The organism is Arthrobacter sp. B0316-1-20, from assembly GCF_059091865.1.
This window is the reverse complement of sequence record NZ_JBNHHC010000032.1, coordinates 1-18830: the sequence shown is the minus strand read 5'-3', so window position 1 is coordinate 18830 and position 18830 is coordinate 1. Positions and strand designations below refer to the sequence as shown.

15 protein-coding genes are annotated in these 18830 nt (G+C 63.6%); 5 read left to right on the top strand and 10 right to left on the bottom strand.

The features are described 5' to 3' along the window. The first annotated feature begins 13 nt into the window (after positions 1 to 13). Positions 14 to 2134, top strand: a complete 2121-nt coding sequence (locus AC5RW2_RS31865) for an McrB family protein (protein WP_493964219.1) — start codon at positions 14 to 16, stop codon at positions 2132 to 2134. A gap of 1 nt (position 2135) precedes the next feature. Next, a complete protein-coding gene (locus AC5RW2_RS31860; RefSeq protein WP_493964220.1) occupies positions 2136 to 3335 on the top strand; it encodes an McrC family protein in 1200 nt (399 codons plus the stop codon). A 229-nt stretch (positions 3336 to 3564) separates the two neighbouring features. Here AC5RW2_RS31860 and AC5RW2_RS31855 read toward each other — a convergent pair whose 3' ends face one another. The 6 genes from AC5RW2_RS31855 to bioB form a co-directional block, all read right to left on the bottom strand. Beyond that, positions 3565 to 3912, bottom strand: a complete 348-nt coding sequence (locus AC5RW2_RS31855) for a hypothetical protein (RefSeq protein ID WP_493964221.1) — start codon at positions 3910 to 3912, stop codon at positions 3565 to 3567. A gap of 682 nt (positions 3913 to 4594) precedes the next feature. After that, positions 4595 to 5371, bottom strand: a complete 777-nt coding sequence (bioD, locus tag AC5RW2_RS31850) for a dethiobiotin synthase (protein WP_493964222.1) — start codon at positions 5369 to 5371, stop codon at positions 4595 to 4597. Then, positions 5368 to 6459 carry a cytochrome P450 gene (locus AC5RW2_RS31845; RefSeq protein WP_493964223.1) on the bottom strand — a complete coding sequence of 364 codons (1092 nt, stop codon included), beginning with the start codon at positions 6457 to 6459 and terminating at the stop codon, positions 5368 to 5370. The genes bioD and AC5RW2_RS31845 overlap by 4 nt, the downstream gene beginning before the upstream one ends. Next, positions 6456 to 7586, bottom strand: a complete 1131-nt coding sequence (locus tag AC5RW2_RS31840) for an 8-amino-7-oxononanoate synthase (protein ID WP_493964224.1) — start codon at positions 7584 to 7586, stop codon at positions 6456 to 6458. The genes AC5RW2_RS31845 and AC5RW2_RS31840 overlap by 4 nt, the downstream gene beginning before the upstream one ends. Beyond that, the gene (locus tag AC5RW2_RS31835; RefSeq protein WP_493964225.1) at positions 7586 to 8920 is read right to left on the bottom strand and encodes an adenosylmethionine--8-amino-7-oxononanoate transaminase; all 1335 of its coding nucleotides are present in this window, start codon (positions 8918 to 8920) and stop codon (positions 7586 to 7588) included. Before AC5RW2_RS31835 ends, AC5RW2_RS31840 begins: the two co-directional genes overlap by 1 nt. Continuing rightward, positions 8913 to 9992 carry a biotin synthase BioB gene (gene bioB, locus AC5RW2_RS31830; RefSeq protein WP_493964226.1) on the bottom strand — a complete coding sequence of 360 codons (1080 nt, stop codon included), beginning with the start codon at positions 9990 to 9992 and terminating at the stop codon, positions 8913 to 8915. The genes AC5RW2_RS31835 and bioB overlap by 8 nt, the downstream gene beginning before the upstream one ends. 97 nt (positions 9993 to 10089) lie before the next feature. Between bioB and AC5RW2_RS31825 the strand changes: the two genes are divergently transcribed. After that, the gene (locus tag AC5RW2_RS31825) at positions 10090 to 10653 is read left to right on the top strand and encodes a TetR/AcrR family transcriptional regulator C-terminal domain-containing protein (RefSeq protein WP_493964227.1); all 564 of its coding nucleotides are present in this window, start codon (positions 10090 to 10092) and stop codon (positions 10651 to 10653) included. 58 nt (positions 10654 to 10711) lie between these two features. Here the strand turns inward: AC5RW2_RS31825 and AC5RW2_RS31820 are convergent, their stop codons facing one another. The 4 genes from AC5RW2_RS31820 to AC5RW2_RS31805 form a co-directional block, all read right to left on the bottom strand. Further along, the gene (locus AC5RW2_RS31820) at positions 10712 to 12835 is read right to left on the bottom strand and encodes a 3-hydroxyacyl-CoA dehydrogenase NAD-binding domain-containing protein (protein ID WP_493964228.1); all 2124 of its coding nucleotides are present in this window, start codon (positions 12833 to 12835) and stop codon (positions 10712 to 10714) included. Continuing rightward, positions 12832 to 14031, bottom strand: a complete 1200-nt coding sequence (locus AC5RW2_RS31815) for an acetyl-CoA C-acetyltransferase (RefSeq protein ID WP_493964229.1) — start codon at positions 14029 to 14031, stop codon at positions 12832 to 12834. The genes AC5RW2_RS31820 and AC5RW2_RS31815 overlap by 4 nt, the downstream gene beginning before the upstream one ends. 75 nt (positions 14032 to 14106) lie before the next feature. Next, positions 14107 to 15360, bottom strand: coding sequence for an acyl-CoA dehydrogenase family protein (locus AC5RW2_RS31810; protein WP_493964230.1), 1254 nt, complete (start codon positions 15358 to 15360; stop codon positions 14107 to 14109). Positions 15361 to 15626: 266 nt separating this feature from the next. Beyond that, positions 15627 to 16631, bottom strand: a complete 1005-nt coding sequence (locus AC5RW2_RS31805; protein ID WP_493964231.1) for an ABC transporter substrate-binding protein — start codon at positions 16629 to 16631, stop codon at positions 15627 to 15629. Between the two features lie 293 nt (positions 16632 to 16924). Here AC5RW2_RS31805 and AC5RW2_RS31800 point away from each other — a divergent pair, with 293 nt between their 5' ends. Together AC5RW2_RS31800 and AC5RW2_RS31795 are read left to right on the top strand one after the other, a co-directional pair. After that, the gene (locus AC5RW2_RS31800; RefSeq protein WP_493964232.1) at positions 16925 to 17719 is read left to right on the top strand and encodes an enoyl-CoA hydratase/isomerase family protein; all 795 of its coding nucleotides are present in this window, start codon (positions 16925 to 16927) and stop codon (positions 17717 to 17719) included. 118 nt (positions 17720 to 17837) lie between these two features. Further along, on the top strand, positions 17838 to 18695 hold the full coding sequence (locus tag AC5RW2_RS31795) for an alpha/beta fold hydrolase (protein WP_494074930.1): 858 nt from the start codon (positions 17838 to 17840) through the stop codon (positions 18693 to 18695). Positions 18696 to 18830 lie beyond the last annotated feature (135 nt).

Genomic DNA, 18830 nt, shown 5'->3' with positions numbered 1-18830 from the left:
CCCGGGCTCGTTCATGGATAAGTTCCAGCGCCAGCTGGAAGGAGCGCCGGACGGTGTCTGCGTCTTGGCCGCGGAGTTCATGGCCCTGCAGAACCTTCCCCTGTCGAACGTCAGGGGTGATACAAAGCTCTCCAGGATGGAGGAGATCCTCGGATGGAACGAAGTCGAAGCCAGCATTCCGGACGTGGTCTTGGAGGGGCTTCATGCTGGGGGCTCATTCAACGGTGGAACCGGCTACAGCGTTCGCCAGTGGCATCATTTCTGCTGGCTGGCCCGCTTCGTGCAGCACGTGCGCCAGCAGCCCATGGAGGCCATTGAGGAATCGCTCGCCGATCCGGATAAGTTCGCGCGGCTGACGGAGGGTGTCGACGACGAACCCCGGGGCATCCGCTATTCCGTCGAGTACATGGCTTGGCCCAGCTACTTCGAGCCGGTGACCAGCCGGAATCACAGGTGGCGGATCCGGCAGGCGTACCTGCACGAAATCGGAGGATCTTCCGGCGATGACGACCCTTCGATCTCCAGGGATCTAGCTGCCATCCGCAAAATTCAAGATGCTGCAGCCGGTACCCGTGTGAACTGGTACCTGGATCCGTACCTTAGCGAATGGTCCCGCTCCGGAGTCCGCAAGGGTGGCCAGAAGGCGTGGCTGGTGCGGCAGAACCAAAGCGGCACGCCTATGCTTCAGGCGTGGCTGGACGGCGGCTTCGTTTCGGCGCGGGCCCAGCACCTCGGATCTCCGGAACCGGGCAGCTCGCTGTCGCAAGTGCAGCAGGCGGTCAATGACGGCTACCAGCATGTGGACTACGCTGAGCGCAAGCAGCGCTCGCTCGAATTCCACCGTTTCCTGAATCTCATGCGGCCGGACGATCTAATGGTCACGAAGGCGGAGGACCGGCTGTATGTCGGCGTCGTTGTCGGCGAGGCCGAGTACGTGGACGAGCCGACGTCGAGGCTCCGCCGCGAAGTCGAGTGGCGCAGCCATCCCGTGGCAACCCACGACCTGCCCGCGCCGCTGCCTCGATTGCTGGAGGAACAGGGAACGGTTGTCGACTTCACGGATGGCCTGGCGGCGATTAACGAGTGGCTGCGGGAGACTCCAGACCTGCTTCCGGAAGACCCCGATGACACAGCGTCCGCGCCACGGCCGCAACTCGCCGTCGTACCTGAATTGCGTAAGGCCACCGAGGAACTGGCCGCCGCGCTCCACGTGCAGCGGGAGGACCTGCAGGAGATCGTCGAGCTACTGCAGACGCGCAACCAGATTGTTTTCTACGGCCCGCCCGGCACCGGAAAGACGTACCTGGCCGGAAAGATCGCCCGGTACTTGGCAGGCGACGAGCATGGCGACCACGTCAAGACCGTGCAGTTCCACCCGTCCTACGCCTACGAGGACTTCTTCGAGGGCTATCGGCCGGCGCAGGGCGACGGCGGGCAGGTCGGCTTTAGTTTGGAGCCCGGACCGTTGCGCAAGATTGCGGCGGAGGCCTCCGCAGAGGGCAACCGGGACAAGCCGTTCTTCCTGATCATCGACGAGATGAACCGCGGTAACCTGGCCAAGGTGTTCGGCGAACTGTATTTCCTGCTCGAATACCGCGACCAGAGCATCAACCTGCAGTACAGCCCCACTGAGACCTTCGTGCTGCCCCCGAATCTGTTCATCATCGGCACCATGAACACTGCCGATCGCTCCATCGCCATGGTGGACGCAGCAATCCGCCGCCGCTGCGCGTTCGTGGAACTTCATCCGCAGGAGGGCATGATCGAGGGCATGCTGGCGCGCTATCTTGAAGCGCACGGAAAGGACCCTCTGCGCGCACGGCTACTGGATGCCCTGAACTCGGAACTGGAGGCCGGGGACCGAGACTTGATGGTTGGTCCGTCTTACTTCATGAGGGAGCATGCCGAAAGCGACATGGGTCTGGAGCGGATCTGGCGTTACGAACTGCTGCCGCTGCTGGAGGAGCATTACTTCGGCCGGCTGAGCCGCGAGCAGGTCCATGAGCAGTTCGGGCTGGCCGCGATTCGGAGGAAGGCCGCGCGGAGTGTTGGCCCGGTGGATCTTGTTATGGAGGAGTTCGCGGAGCTCGAAGCGGAGCCGCTCGAGGCTGCCTTCGGCGCCGGGACGGACTAAGGTGACGCGCCACCTTGTGCTGGACGAGCTCCAGCAGGAGCCCGTGCTGGCCGAACTCGACGGCGGGGCCGCGGCGCTGCTGAACGGCAGCGGCCTGGTCTCGGTGCAGCCGGACGTCCGCGGCGGTTGGCGCGTGCTGCCGGCCGGGCGTGTCGGCGCTGTACAGGCGGGCGAGCTGCTGGTGGAGGTCCGGCCCAAAGCGAAGGTGGGGCTGGACCGAATGCTTTTCCTGCTTGGCTATGCGCAGAATCCAGGATTCCGGACCAGCGAGGTGGCAGCAGCCGAGGACAAAGACCTGTTCTCGGCACTGGCTGAAACCCTGGTCAGGCTGGGGGAGCGGGCCCTGGGTCGCGGGGCCTTGTCCGGATATGTCCATGTGGATGACGCACTGCGGACCGTACGCGGGAGGATACGTGTCAGCGACCAGATGACCCGCCGGCCCGGCATGCTTCTGCCGCTGGAGGTTTCATACGACGAGTTCACGATCGACATCCCCGAGAACCGGATCCTACGCGCTGCGCTGCGCCGGATGCTCCAGTTGCCGCGTCTGTCCGCCGCGGTGCGTGGGCGGCTGGCGCATCTGGACTCGAAGCTCGACGGCGTGGCCCTCCTCCGAGCCGGGGCGCCACCGCCTGCTTGGAGCGAGTCGCGGGCGAACGCGCACTACCAGCCTGCGCTCCGCCTGGCGGAGCTTATTCTGCGGAACATGTCCGCCGAGGCCGGTCCGGGGAGGCAACGGGTTGCCTCTTTTGTGGTCAACATGGCTGCGGTATTCGAAGACTTCGTTACCACCGCGCTGAAGGAGGCCTTGACTGCTGTGCCGGGGCGGACAGAACCGCAGTACCAGTGCTTCCTCGACGAGCCGGACGGTACGCGACGGCCACGCGTGACGATGTTCGCCGACGTCGTGCATGTGGTTGACGGGAAGCCAGTGGCCGTCTTCGACGCGAAGTACAAGGCGTCATCATGGTCCGGCTACCCTAACGCGGACCAATACCAGATGCTGGCCTACTGCACCGCGCTGGACGTGCCGCGGGCGTGGCTGGTCTACGCCGACACCGGACCGGTGCGCGTGCGGAAAGTTAGGAATACCGAGGTAGAGATCGTAGAGTTCCCGCTGGACCTGTCGCGGACGCCAGAGGAGCTGCTTGCTGCCGTCCGTCAGTTAGCCGGTCATGCTGTGCGGGGTGACTTCGCGTGAGGCGAGAAGGAGATGCCGGTCCTATCTACAGCGCGTTGATGGTAGTGAATGCTGGGATTGAGGAGTCATTATCTGGAAGACCGTGTTCTATTCTGCCCTCACAATCATCGCCTTGTACCTGGATCGCAGAGCCGAAAGGCGCGTCGACCCGTCTACTTCTTCCACTGCCCAAAAATCCCAGCCATTCACAGATCCGCCGGTGACTGCTCCGGCGGCGGCGGAGAGAGAATCATACGAACGAATTGAACTCTATTCGTCCGTCTGGCAGAACTCTTGCTGCTGCCGGCCAGGAACCGTTCATAGAAATCAGTTTGGCCTCGTGGGGCAACAGGCCTGCGGCGATGAGGTCAGTGAGTGCCACACCATGAAAAGTTAGCCCTTGCCGTGAAGGTCGTGTGGCCGGTGATTCCAAGACTTCGGCCGTGGCAGGGTCGTAGCCAATGAGGCGCAAAACACGAACTATCGGGTCTCGGAATGACTCCAGAATGCGCAGGTCATACCCCGGAACGGTGTCGTCGCCGGGCTTGACCTTGTTGTGCAAGGTAGCGCGCTCAGCCGCATTAAACAGATCGTACAAATCGCCTTCAAGCCAACCAGCTTAAGCCGAGCTGAGGCTGACTGTTGATACGCGCTGAATTAGAAGTGCCCGGCCCCAGATCCTTGACCTGGAATGTTCCACGAGTCGGCTGCGGATGCCTGAAGGGGCCTTGCCGACATATACACCGTAAAATCCTTCGTTATTGACAGGGTCGAGCAAAACATAGGCGCCAGGCGCGTCTCAATCTTCGCTGAGCCGGCCAACCGCCACCTTTTCCACCAGGCACATTTTTAGGGCCGTCAGATGGTCGTGAATTTCGATCGGCCGCCGTCGATTATCAGGAAGAAGGACAGTGAAGGGAAGCCGGTCATCGCGAGTATTTCTCACACATAGCAACATAATGTGCTGGAGCGGAATACGAACATTTATCGACAGGCAGAAGTCATCTCCCCGCACTCGGCGCTGGGCATCTCCACGCGGGCCGAGCTGCTGGGCACTAAGCCTGCGATGGAAAGGCGAAGGCGGACAACCTGCCGGCGCGGATCGCGCAGGTCCAGTACTCCTGGCGCTGCCCTACCATGGAGATGGCCGAACACGCACTGGCCCAGGCGCTATACGACAACCTTGAGGATATCGGCGCTCCTTGCCGTGGCCGCAGCGCGTCAGATCCACTCAGGTCTGGGGCGCGAGCCGATGGAGAAGCCGTTCCTGGCCGCGATGTTTAGCCCCCGTTCGGTCCGCCGAACCATCCGGAAGCTAGGGCGCGGAAGTCTTGCGGATACAGCGCCGAGGCTCCCGCAGGGACCATCCCCAGGAACGGAGCGGGAAGATCGCTCAGGTACCGCTGGTTGTCCAGCTCGATGTCGCTGGGCTCCTGTGGCCAGGCGCCGATCACCAGCCCGGCGACCGGAAGTGACCGGCGCTGGAGCGCCTCGAGCGTGAGCAGCGTGTGGTTCAACGTCCCGAGCCCGCTGCGGCACACGACGACGATACCCGCCGGGTGCTGGCTGTTGCCGCCGGCGCCCGCCGTCTTTGTCCCGTCGATGACGTCAGCAGCCAGATCCGCGAGGCAGTATCCCGGCTCAAGCTCGACGAGCAGCCCGCCGGCACCCTCCACCAGCACGTGGTCGAAACCATCGGCGAGCTTCCGGATGGTCTCGGCATGCTCCGCCCACCCTGGCAGGGAAGCGCCCTCGCGGGCGGCTGCGGCGACCGGCGCCATCGGTAAACGGAGCCGGGCGCCTTCGAAGACGTCGTCGATCCCGGCCAGCCGGCGGACCTCCTCGATGTCCCCGGCCTCCTCGGCCAAAATACCGGTTTGGACGGGCTTGTAGACCGCGACCGTCTGACGGCGGCTGCGTACGGAAGCCGCACGGGAGCCTGCCGACAGCGCCGCGGCAAGCGCCGCCGTCGTCATGGTCTTGCCCACGCCGGTGTCCGTGCCGGTCATGAACAGGATCCGGGGCAGGGTGGGCAGGCCGAGGTCAGGGTGCCTCACCGGTTGCTCTCTTCCGGCGCCGCCGCTTCCACGGTGACGGACAGGGGCGCTTGGAAGGACAGCAGCCGCAGCCAGTCAGGTTCCGGCCCGCTCAGCCGTATGTCAGGCAGGACGCGGGCTGTTTCCTCCAGGGCCAGGACGGTTTCGAGTTCGGCCAGCCTCGCCCCCAGGCAACGGTGCAGGCCGTAGCCGAAGGACAGTGAGTACGCTGTTGGGCCGGCATCGCGCGGGTGGTGGCCGGCCAGTTCCAGCAGGATTTCGGATCCGGCGGGCAGCGCCGTGCCGTCCAAGACGGTGTCGCGGGGGACGGCCCGGCGCCAGGTGTGCACGGACGGTTCCTCGGCCAGGACCGTGCGCACCAGCGGTGTTCCGGAGCCGCCGGCGGCCAGCGACTGCCAGCAAGCGGGATCCTGCAGCGCCCGGTACAGGGCGGTGCCGATCAGCAGTGCGGTGGTTTCCTGCCCGGCGATGAGTAGGAAGTAGCCCAGCGAGCAGACCTCGGCGGTCCGGAGACCGGCCGCGTGCAGTGCGCCGAAGAGGTTGTCCCGCCCGTGGCTGGCGGTGACCTTGGCCCGCAGCCAGGTGTAGAACTCGGCGGCGGTTTCGGCGAGGTCCAGCTGACGCTGCGGATCCGGCCAGCCCCAGAAAAGCTCCAGTGAATCCCGGCTCCAGCGCTTGAGCACTTCCGGGTCCGGCAGTGCGAAGCCGGTCAGTTCCTGCATGATCACCGGCGGGACGTGGGCGCCAACAGCCCGGGTAAGGTCCACCGGGCCGTGCGCGAGCTCCGCGGCGGCGGCCTCGGCATGTTTGCGGGTTAGTTCGCGCACCCGCGGGCCGATGGCGGCGACCTTGGCGGGGGTGAAGAAGCCCGCGACGACCGAACGCACCGTGCGGTGCAGCTCCCCGGTGGCCGAAGCCAGCACCGGCGGCAGGGCGAAGCGGCTGCGGCTCAGGATCCGCAGTGCCGCCGGGCTGAGCGGCACCACAGAGGTCAGTGCGTTGGTGGGCAGGAAGTCGTCCACCCGGCGCAGCACCTCCCGGACCTGCTCCGGTTCTCTGATGACCTGATAGCTCGTGCCCTGGTTCATGCGGGCACCTCCGTTCGGGAAAGCATTGTGTTTATAAGGCCGGTGGCGTACCGCAGCTGCTCTGGGGTCAGATCCGCGCGGGCGGTCAGCCGCAGCCGCGAGATCCCGTCCGGCACGCTCGGCGGACGGAAGCAGCCCACCAATACCCCGGCATCCTCCAGCCTGGCGGCAAGTTCCGCGGCGAGCTGCGGCGAGCCGACGGGTACCGACTGCACCGCACCCGCAGCCTGCTCGATGTCCAGACCGGCGGCAAGCAGCGCCGCGTTGCGTCCGACGGCGGCCACGCGCTCCGGTTCGTGGACGATGGTGCGGCAAGCCTGCGCGGCAGCACCGGCCGCGGCAGGAGCCAGTCCGGTGTCGAAAATGAAGCTCCGCGCGGTGTTGACCAGATGCTCGCGCAGCGCGGGGGAGCCGAGCACGGCCCCGCCCTGGCTGCCCAGAGCCTTGGACAGTGTGGCGGTCACCGCCACATGCTCCGCGCCGGCCAGTCCCGCGGCGTAGACGGCACCGCGGCCGTGGCCGGCAACGCCGATCCCGTGCGCCTCGTCCACCACCAGCAGCGCGTCGTGTTCGGCGCACAGCCGCGCAACGGCGGACACATCCGCGGCGTCACCGAACACCGAATAGATCGATTCGATGACGACGACGGCGCGCGGCTGGCTGCGCGCGGCCAACCGCTGTTCCAGAACAGCCAGGTCGCCGTGTGGGATCACCTCGGACGGGGAACGGGAGAGCCGGGCGGCGTCGATGAGCGAGGCGTGAATATGTTCGTCGGTCAGCATCAGGGTGCCGGGGCCGCCGAGTGCGGTGAGGAGACCCAAGTTTGCGGCGTAGCCGCTGGAGAAGGCCAGCGCCGCGGGGCGGCCGGTGAGGGCGCACAGTTCGGCTTCGAGTTCCTCGTGCACGGCGTGCGTGCCGGTCACCACGCGGGAAGCGCGGGCACCGGTGCCGTGACGTTCGACGGCGGCGACGGCGGCGGCCTGCAGTCGAGGGTCTGTGGCCAGGCCCAGATAATCATTCGAGGCCAGGTCCAGTACGGCGCCTGCCCGCGGTACCGTGTGCCGGATGATGCCGCGCCGGGTACGCACTTCGGCCTGGGCGGCGAGCCAGTCCTGCATGGAACCCATCAGCCGTGCACCTCTGCAACGGCAGCACTGATGCCGGCGCCGATCGCCGCCACGTCAGCCGGCGTGCAGATATATGGCGGCATGGTGTAGACGAGGTTGCGGAAGGGGCGCACCCAGACCCCTTGAACCAGGGCCGCGCGGGTCACCGCAGGGATGTCCACCGCATCGTGGAGCTCGACAACGCCGACGGCACCGAGCACCCGCACGTCCCGGACGGATCCGAGTCCGGACGCCGGGGCCAGGGACGCGCGCAGGCCGGCTTCTACGCCTCGCACCTGCTCCTGCCATCCGGCGGTTTCCAGCAGCTGTAGCGAGGCCGAGGCCACCGCGCAGGCCAGCGGGTTGGCCATGAAGGTCGGCCCGTGCAGGAGGGCCCGGAATTCGGACGCTGTGATGACGTCCGCGACCGTCGTCGAGCACAGCACCGCGGCCAGGGTCAGGTAGCCGCCGGTCAGGGCCTTGCCCACGCACATGACGTCCGGGACCACTCCTGCCCATTCGCCGGCGAAGAGCTTGCCGGTGCGGCCGAAGCCGGTAGCGATTTCATCGAAGATGAGCAGTAGCCCGTGCGCGTCGGCCACCCGGCGCAGGGCCTGCAGGCATTCGGGCGAGTAGGCGTGCATTCCGCCGGCGCCCTGCAGTATCGGTTCCACAATGATCCCGGCCAGCTCGTGCCCATGCCGGGCGACGGCGGCCTCCAGCTCCGCAGTCCAGACGGCAACCGCTGCGCCGTCGGAGACCAGGCTGCCGCCGTCGTCCAGCCGCGCGGCCGGCGGCCGGGGGAGGAAATGCTGGACGGGCAGGGAGGGGAAGGCCGAGTGCATGCCGTCCAGCGGATCGCACACGCTCATCGCACCGAAGGTGTCCCCGTGGTAGCCGCCGCGCAGGGCCAGAAACGCGTGCCGGCCCGGCCGCCCTGCAGCGGCCTGGTACTGGATAGCCAGCTTCAGCGCGACCTCCACCGAGACCGAACCGGAATCCGCGAAGAACACGTGCCGCAGCGGGTCGGGGGCCAGCTCCACCAGCTGCTCGGCCAGCCGGACGGCGGGCTCGTGCGTGAGCCCGCCGAACATCACGTGGCTGAAACGCTCCACCTGTCGGCCTACCGCGTGATCAAGGACGGGATGCCGGTAGCCGTGGATGGCGGACCACCAGGAGCTCATGGCATCGACCGCCTCGAAGCGCACCCCGTCCGCGGCTTCCAGCTGCAGCCGCACGCCGTCCGCGGCGGCAACCAAATATGGCGCCGGCCCGTCCAGCGGGGCATACGGATGCCAGAGCAGGCCGCGGTCGCGCGCAAGCAGCGCACTTCCGGACAGCACTGTCTCAGGCATTGGGGGCAAGCTCCGTCCCCGCGCCGCGGCGCCGGATGGAAATCGGTGACGGTGCGTCGTCGTCGTCCGCGGCCGCAGAAGTTACCGGGCCGGCGGGCGCCAGGACAGTGAAGCCGGCGTCGGCAATCATCTCCAGATCCGCCTTCGCGGCCTGGCCCTCACTGGTCAGGTAGTCGCCGAGGAAGAGCGAGTTGGCCACGTGGAGGGCCAGCGGCTGCAGGGAGCGCAGGTGCATCTCGCGGCCGCCGGCCATCCGCAGCTCGGTGGAAGGGCAGGCGAAGCGCACTAGCGCCAGGATCCGCAGGCAGTGCGCGGGCGTGAGCAGCCAGGTGTCCTCCAGCGGGGTGCCCTCGAAGGGCATCAGGAAGTTGACCGGGATCGAGTCAGTCTCCAGCTCGCGCAGGGCGAAGACCGCGTCGATCAGCTCTTCGTCGCTCTCGCCCATGCCTACGATCAGGCCGGAGCAGGGGGAGAGGCCGGCGTCCTTGGCATGGTTGACGGTGCGCACGCGGTCGGAGTATTCGTGGGTGGTGCAGATGTCGGCGTAGTTGGATTCACTGGTATTGAGGTTGTGGTTGTAGGCGTCCACACCGGCGATCTTGAGCTTTTCCGCCTGCCCGTCCTTGAGGATGCCCAAGCAGGCGCAGACCTCCACCTGCGGGTGCTCGTCCTTGAACCCGGCGACCATGTTGGCCACTCGATCCACGTCCCGGTCCGTGGGGCCCTTGCCGCTGGCCACCAGGCAGACCCGGGAGGCGCCGGCGCGGATCCCGCTGGCGGCCTGTTCGGCGGCTTCTTCCGGTTTGAGCCAGGTGTACTTGAGGATTTCGGCGGCCGATCCTAGGCGCTGCGAGCAGTAGGTGCAGTCCTCCGGGCAGAGGCCCGACTTGAGGTTCACCAGATAGTTCACCTTGACGGTGTTGCCGAAGTGGGCCCGCCGCAGCGTCGCTGCTGCCGCCGTTAGTTCCAGCAGTTGCGAATCGTCGGAAGCGAGGATGGCACGCGCATCCTCGCGGGTCAGGGTGCCGCCGGTCAGCTGCCGGTCGGCCAGGTCATGATAGTTATTGAACACCGTTCAATAGTCGGTGGGGCCAGAGTGCTTGTCAAGGATGGTGCATGATGGACGCGGTATGTGACATCGGCCGGAGACGGAGAGGACGGAGCCCGACGTGGCCCTGACACGGCAGAAAATTGTCGATACGGCCTTGGAAATCTTGCGCTCGTACGGCCTGGCCGACCTCTCGATGCGCAGGCTTGCGCGGGATCTCGGCGTTCAGCCCGGTGCGCTGTATTGGCATGTCAAGAACAAGCAGGAACTGCTGGTGGTGCTGGCTGAGCGAATCCTGGAGCCCGTGAATGTGGGCGACGCAGGCGGCGACCCGGACGGCGCCGTCCGGCGCACCGCGGAGAATCTGCGCGCTGCGCTGCTCGCCGTGCGCGACGGCTCGGACGTCGTCTCCCTCGCACAGGCGCTGGCGCCCGAGTCCCTCACCCCGCTGGACGGAATGACCGCGCTCTTGGCGGACAGTGGACTGAGCGAACTGCACGCGCGTTGGGGCGCGAAGAGCCTGACGCACTACATCCTCGGCGCGGTGGCAGAGGAGCAGACCCGGGCCGAGCTTGCCCGATCCGGCCTGCTGGAACAGCGCCCTGATTTCGAGGCTGACGGCGAAGAGTTTCTGTTCGGCGTCAATACGCTGCTAGCGGGGCTGCAAGTGCATCGGACACGCTGATCCGATCCAGCATCTGGGTCCGATGGGCTCAGCGGCTCTCTGTGATCATTCCTGCCCATCACACTGCGGAACTTTCCGGTTCGGGGTAGAACTTCCGGCCGTTGACCCGTTCGGAGGCACCGACCCGGTCCAGGTAGGGGGTGATGCCGCCCAGGTGCAGCGGCCAGCCGGCGCCCATGATCATGCACAGGTCGATGTCCTCGGGCGCGGCGACCACGCCTTCGTCGAGCATGAGTCCGATTTCCTCGGCCAGGGCGTCCTGGGTGCGGCGGAGCAGTTGCTCGGAGGTGCTGGGGGCGTCACCGAGTTCCAGCAGCGCGAGGGTGGCCTCGGGGATGACCTGCCGGCCGGTCTCGTCGGTCACCCACAAGGACTTGATGCCGTTGTCGATGAGCCGTTGCTGGTTGGCGGAGACGCGGAACCGGTCGCCGAACGCGGCGTGCAGCGACTCGGTGACGTGTTGGGCCACCGGGATGCCGACCATGGCCAGCAGGGTGAACGGGGTCATCGGCAGGCCCATGGGCTTTAGCGCGTTGTCGGCCACATCCGCGGGGGTGCCTTCGTCGAACGCGTTCGCCACTTCGCCCATCAGTCGCAGCAGGACGCGGTTCACCACAAAGGCTGCGGCATCCTGGACCAGCACGGTGGTCTTCTTGAGCGCCTTGCCCAGGACGAAGGCGGTGGAGAGGACTTCGTCGCTGGTCTTTGGCGCGCGCACGATTTCCAGCAGCGGCATCACGGCGACGGGGTTGAAGAAGTGGAAGCCGATCACCCGTTCGGGATGCAGCAGGTCCGCTGCCATCTCGGTGACGGAGAGCGAGGAGGTGTTGGTGGCCAGGATGCAGTCCTCGGAGACCACTGCTTCTACTTCGGCGAAGACCTGTTTCTTGACGGACAGTTCCTCGAACACCGCCTCGATCACGAAGTCGGCGTCTGCGAAGGCTTGCTTGGAGACCGAACCGGTGACCAAGGCCTTGGTGCGGTTGGCCGCATCGGGAGAGATGCGCTTTTTGGCCAGCAGCTTGTCCACTTCGGCATGGACGTAGCCCACGCCCTTGTCCACCCGGGTCTGGTCGATGTCCGTCATGACCACCGGCACCTTCAGTTGCCGGGCGAACAGCAGGGCCAGTTGGCTGGCCATCAGGCCGGCGCCGACCACGCCCACCTTGGTGACCGGCCGGGCCAGTTGCGGGTCAGGCGCACCGGCCGGGCGCTTGGACCGCTTTTGCACCAGCTCCAGGAAGGCGTACACGGTGTCGCGGAAATGCCGGGTCTGCATCAGCTCGGCCAGCGCTTCGACCTCCAGGTCGGCGGATTCCTGCTGTGTTTTTCCGCGGCCCGCTTCCATCACGTCCAGCACCTTGGCCGGCGCCGGCGCGGCGTTGGAGGTCTTGGCTTCGACAAATCCACGCCCGGCGGCGATGGCCTGGTCCCAGTCAGTCTCGGTGGCGGCGGAGGTCTCGGCGCGGCGTCCGGCCACCTGCCGGCGGGCGTCGTCGTCGCTCAGGATCCGTGCGGCCCAGGCCAGCGACTGCTCCAGGAAATCGGCCGGCTCGAACAGCGCATCCGCGATGCCCAGCTGGTAGGCAGCCGGGCCGTTGAGCATCTTGTTGTTGCTCAGCGGGTTCTCAATCATGACCTTGACCGCGTTGGCCGGGCCGATCAGGCGCGGCAGCCGGTAGACGCCGCCCCAGCCGGGGATCAGGCCCAGGAAGGCTTCCGGCAGCGAGATGCCGGTGGCGCCGGCGGAGACTGTGCGGTAGTCGGCGGCCAGCGCGATCTCCAGTCCGCCGCCCATCGCCGCACCGTTGATGAAGGCGAAGGTCGGCACGCCCATGGTCGCCAGCGTGGCGTAGACGTCGTGGCCCAGCCATGCCATTTGACGAGCCGGATGCAGGTCGCTGATTGCTTGAAGAGCTTTCAAGTCAGCCCCTGCGACAAAGTAACGATCGTGCCCCGTGATGCCTACGCCGACAAACTCCCCGGCATCAACCCTGTCCTTGACCTGTCCCAGCAGTGTGCCAAGTTCGAGCAAGGCCCCCGGGCTGAAGGTAGTTGGCCGGCTGGCGCTGTCTTTAAGGATGATGAGAGCGAAGTTTCCGACCGCGGGTAATTGCACCTCTTTCAGCTCCGCGTGCGTCGAATAATCGCCGGTAGCGAGAGGTGTATATACCGAGTTCATACGGCGCCCCGCAGGATCAGGGCGTCACCTTGGCCGCCACCCCCGCAGAGAGCGACGACGCCGGTCCCGCCTCCTCTGCGCTTTAAAGCCAGTGCCTGATGCAGCACGAGCCGGGTACCCGAGGCCCCAACCGGATGTCCCAGTGCGATGGCGCCGCCGTCGGCGTTGATTCGGCCGGGTTCGATGCCCAAATCTCGAGCGGACTGAACGACCACAGACGCAAAGGCCTCATTGATCTCGATTAAATCCAGGTCATCGATCGTCAGGCCTTCCCGCTTGAGAGCCGCTTCAATTGCACGCGAAGGCTGCGAATGCAGGGAACCATCAGGTCCGGCGGTCTGTCCGTGCCAGCCGATTTCTGCAATCCACTCCAGCCCGGCTGATTCGGCCGCATGCTTGCTGGCTACGACGACTGCAGCGGCACCGTCGGACAGCGGTGAAGAGGAACCAGCAGTAATTGTTGCCTCCCCTTCCGTGGAGAAAGCCGGCTTCAAAGCCGCGAGGGTTTCTTGGGTCGTTTGTGGGCGGATACCTTCATCGACGTCCAGCACCAGTGCGGGACCCTTGCGCTGGGGCACAGCGATGGGGGCGATTTCCGCTGTCATTATGCCGGCGGCTTGAGCCGACGAGGCGCGCTGATGGGAGCGTGCAGCAACCGCGTCCTGTTCCTCACGACTGATAGAACGGGTAGCGTTTCCCTTGTCGGTGGCCGTGCCCATCAGTTCGCCGTTGAATGGATCCCGAAGGGCGTCGTGGTTAAGCGAATCGAGCAGCGAGACATCGCCGACGGTAGCGCCGTTGCGCAGCCCCATGGCCAGATGCGGAGCGTTTGTCATAGATTCCTGGCCCGCTGCAATCACGAAGTCAACCTCGCCGGCTCGGATCATTCGTGCTGCATCGATCACGGCTGCGAGACCCGAAAGACAGAGCTTATTGACCGTCACGGTGGGCACGTCCCACCCAATTCCGGCGTTCAGGCTAGCCTGCCGTGCCGGTCCTTGTCCCGCACCGGCCTGTATAACCTGCCCGACTATGACAGCCTCTATCGACTGTGGAGTTACACCAGCACGTTGCAGGGCGACGCGGATGGCATGCGCGCCCAACTCGCTCGCGGACAGTTGGGATAGGCCGCCCCGGAACCGACCGAACGGGGTGCGTGATCCGGCCAAAATGACGGGGACGTTGCCTGGGCTCATTGGATCGCCTTTCGTGGGAAAGCAGAGAGTTTAAAAATAGATTTGGATGCAGTGGTCACAGCGCTAGAAGCAGATTCAGTTAAAGGCCGAGATGCCGGTGATAGAGCGTCCAATGATCAGGGCCTGAATGGTCTCTGTGCCCTCGTACGTATGGATCGCCTCGATGTCCACCATGTGCCGGGCCACACGGTTCGCTAGCAGTATGCCGTTGCCACCGAGCAGGTCCCGCGCATTTGCTGCGATCGATCGGGCCGTGCGCGTGCAGGTGTACTTTGCCAGTGATGCTTGTTCAGGGCTGATCTCCTCAGCTTCGTCGAGCCGAGTCATTTGCACTACCATCAGCTGCATTGTTGCCAGCTCGGATTGCATCTTGGCCAATCGTTCCTGCACTATCTGGGAGGCGGCTAGAGGCCGGCCAAACTGCTTCCGTTGTGCAGCGTATTGAACCGCAGTTTCATAGCACGCAGTTGCGTGTCCCACGGCGGACCAAGCTACCCCCAAGCGGGTGGCCAGCAGCACCCGGGAAGTGTCCCGGAATGAGGTTGCGCCAGGGAGAGCGTTATCCGACGCAACGAAAACGTTGTCTAATCGAATGTGGGCCTGCCATATGGCCCGGAGCGAAGTTTTGCCTTCGATAATAGTCGCCGAATAGCCTTGGGAATCTTGGGGAACCAGATATCCATGGACTTGTCCATCCTCGGCGCGCGCCCAAACTACCGTGACACCGCCGATGGAGCCGTTCCCGATCCATTTTTTCTCCCCATTAAGCAGGACGCCTCCCGCAGTAGGTACCGCACGGGTTTCCAGTCCTACGGAATCCGAGCCGTGCGTCGGCTCGGTTAGCGCGAACGCTCCGTATTCCTCACCGCGGGCCAATGCCGACAGGAACCGACGCTTCTGATCGTCGGAGCCGCACATGGCGATGGAACGCAACGCCAGGCCGCCCTGAACAGCCAGGACTGTGCCCAGGGAACCATCTCCGCGGCTAATCTCCATATTCACTAGTCCGGCGGCCATCTTGGACATCGGTGGGAAGCCGTCAACGGAGATGCCGTCTCGCAGCAAGTCCAATTCCCCCATTCTTCTGACCAAATGCAGGGGATAGTCGCCACGATCCCAGTAGTTGTCGATGACGTTCAACACTTCGTCCTGCACGAAGGCCCGCGCCCGCGACCAGTAGGCGCGATCTTCAGGTTCGAGGTTCTCAAAGACAGAGGCCGGGTCCGGGTCCAGCGCCAGTTTCACTTCATATTCAGGCTCTATAGTTCCGTCGGGAAAACCTACCGAGAGGTCTGTGAGGCTGGCCGGGGAGGGAAGTGAAGTCGTCATCAAGTTGGTCCTAAAGTTCGCGCTGCGTCGAAAGCCTGGGGGAGGGGGGGCGCTCAGGGAGGAATTCGCAAGAATGCTGCAGAGTGTCTGCTGTCGCGCGTGTTCGCGTCCTCGCGCGGCTGATTTCTCTGACGTCAGAAAGCAGTTGGTGTGCTGCTTGACGCCTATTGTCCCGGAATGGAATTCGATGAGTCGTTTTTACGGGACGCTCGGGCCAATGCCAGGGGGGTCCTTTGTCGGGCGCTGGACCCCCACTGGCATCATCCTTATTCTTCGGTGCTCACGTAGATTTCCTCAAGCGGAGGTAGATTGGCGAACAGTCCGAGGTCTTTATAAATAGACTTCATTGGTTCCAGGTCCTCCACGGTGATGTCGATCTTCACAGCTGTGAGGGGATGACCGACAACCAACTCCTCGGGCAAACCGATCCAGTCAATCATGATCTCCTTGGCTTCCGCGTCGTTCCCTTCGATCCAGTCCTTGGCGTCGTTGAGGGCGGCTTTTATGCGTTTGAGCGCCTCCGGATTCTTGTCCGCATACTCCGCAGTTGTTGCAACCACGCTGGCCAACATTTCGTCACGGTCAGTGGCGAGCAGTGTGGGGTCGCCAAGCATCTTGTACCCTTGCTTCGCGAGGTTGATCGCGTGCGGCTGGATGGACCACACGGCGGCGACACGATCAGCCTTCAGCTGATCTGCCTGGGTGTCCCAAGGCACGACCACCATCTCGATTTGAGATGAATCGCCTCCCTCTTTGTCCGCGACGTACTTCAGCGCCGTTGTGGGAAAGCTCGTTAGGCCCGGTACGCCGACAACTTCACCCGTGAGATCGGCGAAGTTGTCCGCGTCGCCGTTCGTGAACACTGGGAAGGCTGGTACTTCAGTCGTTGACAAGCCCATGCCGGCGAAGATCTTCAGATCACGCCCCTTTTCAGCCGCCTCGAACAAAGTCTGCTGCGTGGTCTGCAGGACATCGGACTGCGAACCGAGGGCAGCGATGCCAGCGGGGCCTGGAGTGATCTCGGTGCCTTGGAAATCGATGCCGTTTTCTTCCCAGAATCCGAGACGCTCTGCTACGACGATCGGCAAGGTCGAGCTGCCTACGTTGTATTGGAACCGGACAGTTATGGCATCAGAATCTGATGAGCTGCCCAGATTCGTCTGAGATTTTGCTTCTGTGGCGCAGGCGGTTAGACCTAGAGCCAAAAGGCCTGCGCTCATGCCGGCAATCAGCCGTACTGCCGCCTTGCTGCGTGCTTGCGTTGTCATCATTGACACACTCCCAAACGGAATCGTAGGTGGGGTTGACCGCTTGATGCGGTTTATTTTGATACACTCGCCAGCCTCCCCGGGTCGCGGCGGTGCCAAACGAACGATCGATCCTAGTCAAGAACATGAACAGTTGATAACAGCAACTGTATCGACCTCATCCTAAGTAGGGGGCAGGGGGGTGTCAATGAGTTGCCGCGAGGGGATTTTTTCGGCAGGGGTTGCGCCCTGTGCGCAAATAAGTGTGGAATATGTAAACTGTTCAGAACTATAACAAATAGCGTTTGGAGGCTCCAATGAAGAGCGAAGAGTCAGTGCTCATGGAAGTTCGTGGTTCGCTGGCTCGGCTGACGCTGAACCGACCGCAGTCGTTCAACGCGATGAATGCCTCACTCCTTGGAAGACTTCTCGACTGCGTGGAGACCGTCGCAAGCGATGACTCCATTCGTGTCCTTGTGGTCCAGGGTGCAGGCCCTGCATTTTGTGCCGGTGGAGACCTCAAAGCTGGAATTGCCGAAGACATCCTCGGCGCTGGATCGTCGCAATCGCAGTCGCGGGCTCTGCGAACATATGCTCGAGTGATCAGCCTCCTGCGTCGCATGCCGGCAGTGTCGATCAGTGCAATAAAGGGAGCTTGCGCCGGCGCGGGGCTTTCATTGGCGTGTGCAACCGACTTGCGGTTTAGCGATCGCAACGCAACATTCCACACGGCCTTTATCAATGTCGGTTTTTCTGGTGACTTTGGAGGTACTTGGCTTCTCCAGCGCATTATCGGCGCAGGGCGCGCCCGAGATCTGTATCTCCGAGCCCGCTCCTTTGATCCTGAATATGCCTATTCAATCGGACTTGTTACACAAGTATGTGACAACGTAGATGAAGAAGTTGACAGCGTCGCACAACGGTTTCTTATGCAGCCCCAAAGCGCATTGCGCCTAATGAAGCAGAACCTTGTCGACGCAGAATCTCTGGATCTGGATCAAATGCTCGAAATTGAGGCGGAGCGTATGGTGGCCTGTGCGTCCACGCAGGAGACAGCAAAGGCAGTCGAAGCTTTTTTGGCGGGAAAGAAGGTCGGTCTTGGGGCACGCTGAGAAGATTCACACTGGATGCGCGGGAAATGAACTGGACTTGTGCAAACAAAAATTTAAGCCGCAAACTGCTCTTACGCAGGGCGTCGGTGTAACGGATCGAACGCGTCGTAATCTGAGAATGCTACCTCGGAACAGCAAGATGAACCTCAATGGCATAACAATTGCGTTTTCGGAATGGGGGTATCGCGGTTCTTCGTCGATAGTGCTTGTTCATGGGGCAGCTGCAAATTCGCGATGGTGGGACCATCTGGCACCCTCACTTCTCGATGAAAACTTCGGACATGTAGTCGCTATCGATTTGTCAGGCCATGGCGATTCCGGTTGGAGAAAGGTGTACAGCCGGGAGCAATGGGCCGCGGAAGTCATAGGTTTGGTGAAGGGCCTAGGTATATCTTCGACTCCTCTGTTGGTCGGACACTCGCTTGGTGGCGTGATTGCAATCGAAGCGGTATTTCGGGAACCGGAGGCATGGTCGGGTCTGATCGTCGTAGATTCGGCGATAGGTTGGAGCTTCCCCCGACTAAGTGAGCGCAAGTCTGGCGTGGATCATAGATCGCCACGGAGGTACGCAGATCCAAGCGTTGCGGCCTCCCATTTTCGCGTGGTCCCGGCTCAGCCCCGACCGGCTGAACATCTTATGGAGCACATAGCCTTCCAAAGCCTGAAGGGGGACGCCATATCGGGCTGGACCTGGAAGTTTGACCCGTCCATATTGACTCGTAAGCGCGAAACCTCGCTGGCACCCTGGGAAGAGGTTGCCGACGCGCTGAAGGGCCGATTCGGATATATCAGGGGAGAGCAATCCGTGCTTGTCAACGAACAGCAATTTCAAAGGGTTGCTCAGAAGATTGGTCACCAGAATGCCTTGACCATACGCAATGCGCACCACCACTTGATCCTTGATGATCCGGAAGCCTTTTTGTCCGCATTAGCGACTTTGCGTGTTCGGTGGGCCGGAGCTGCTCGCGCCCGATGAGTGAGGCCGTTTGGTGTCACTCGCAGGCCGGGCAGTCATTCGTGGTTGGGTGTGGTTGTTTCGATGCCGTGTGCGGTGGCGACGGTTTGCAGGAGTGATTTGAGTTTTTTCGCTTCGGCGTTGGTGAGGCTGGAG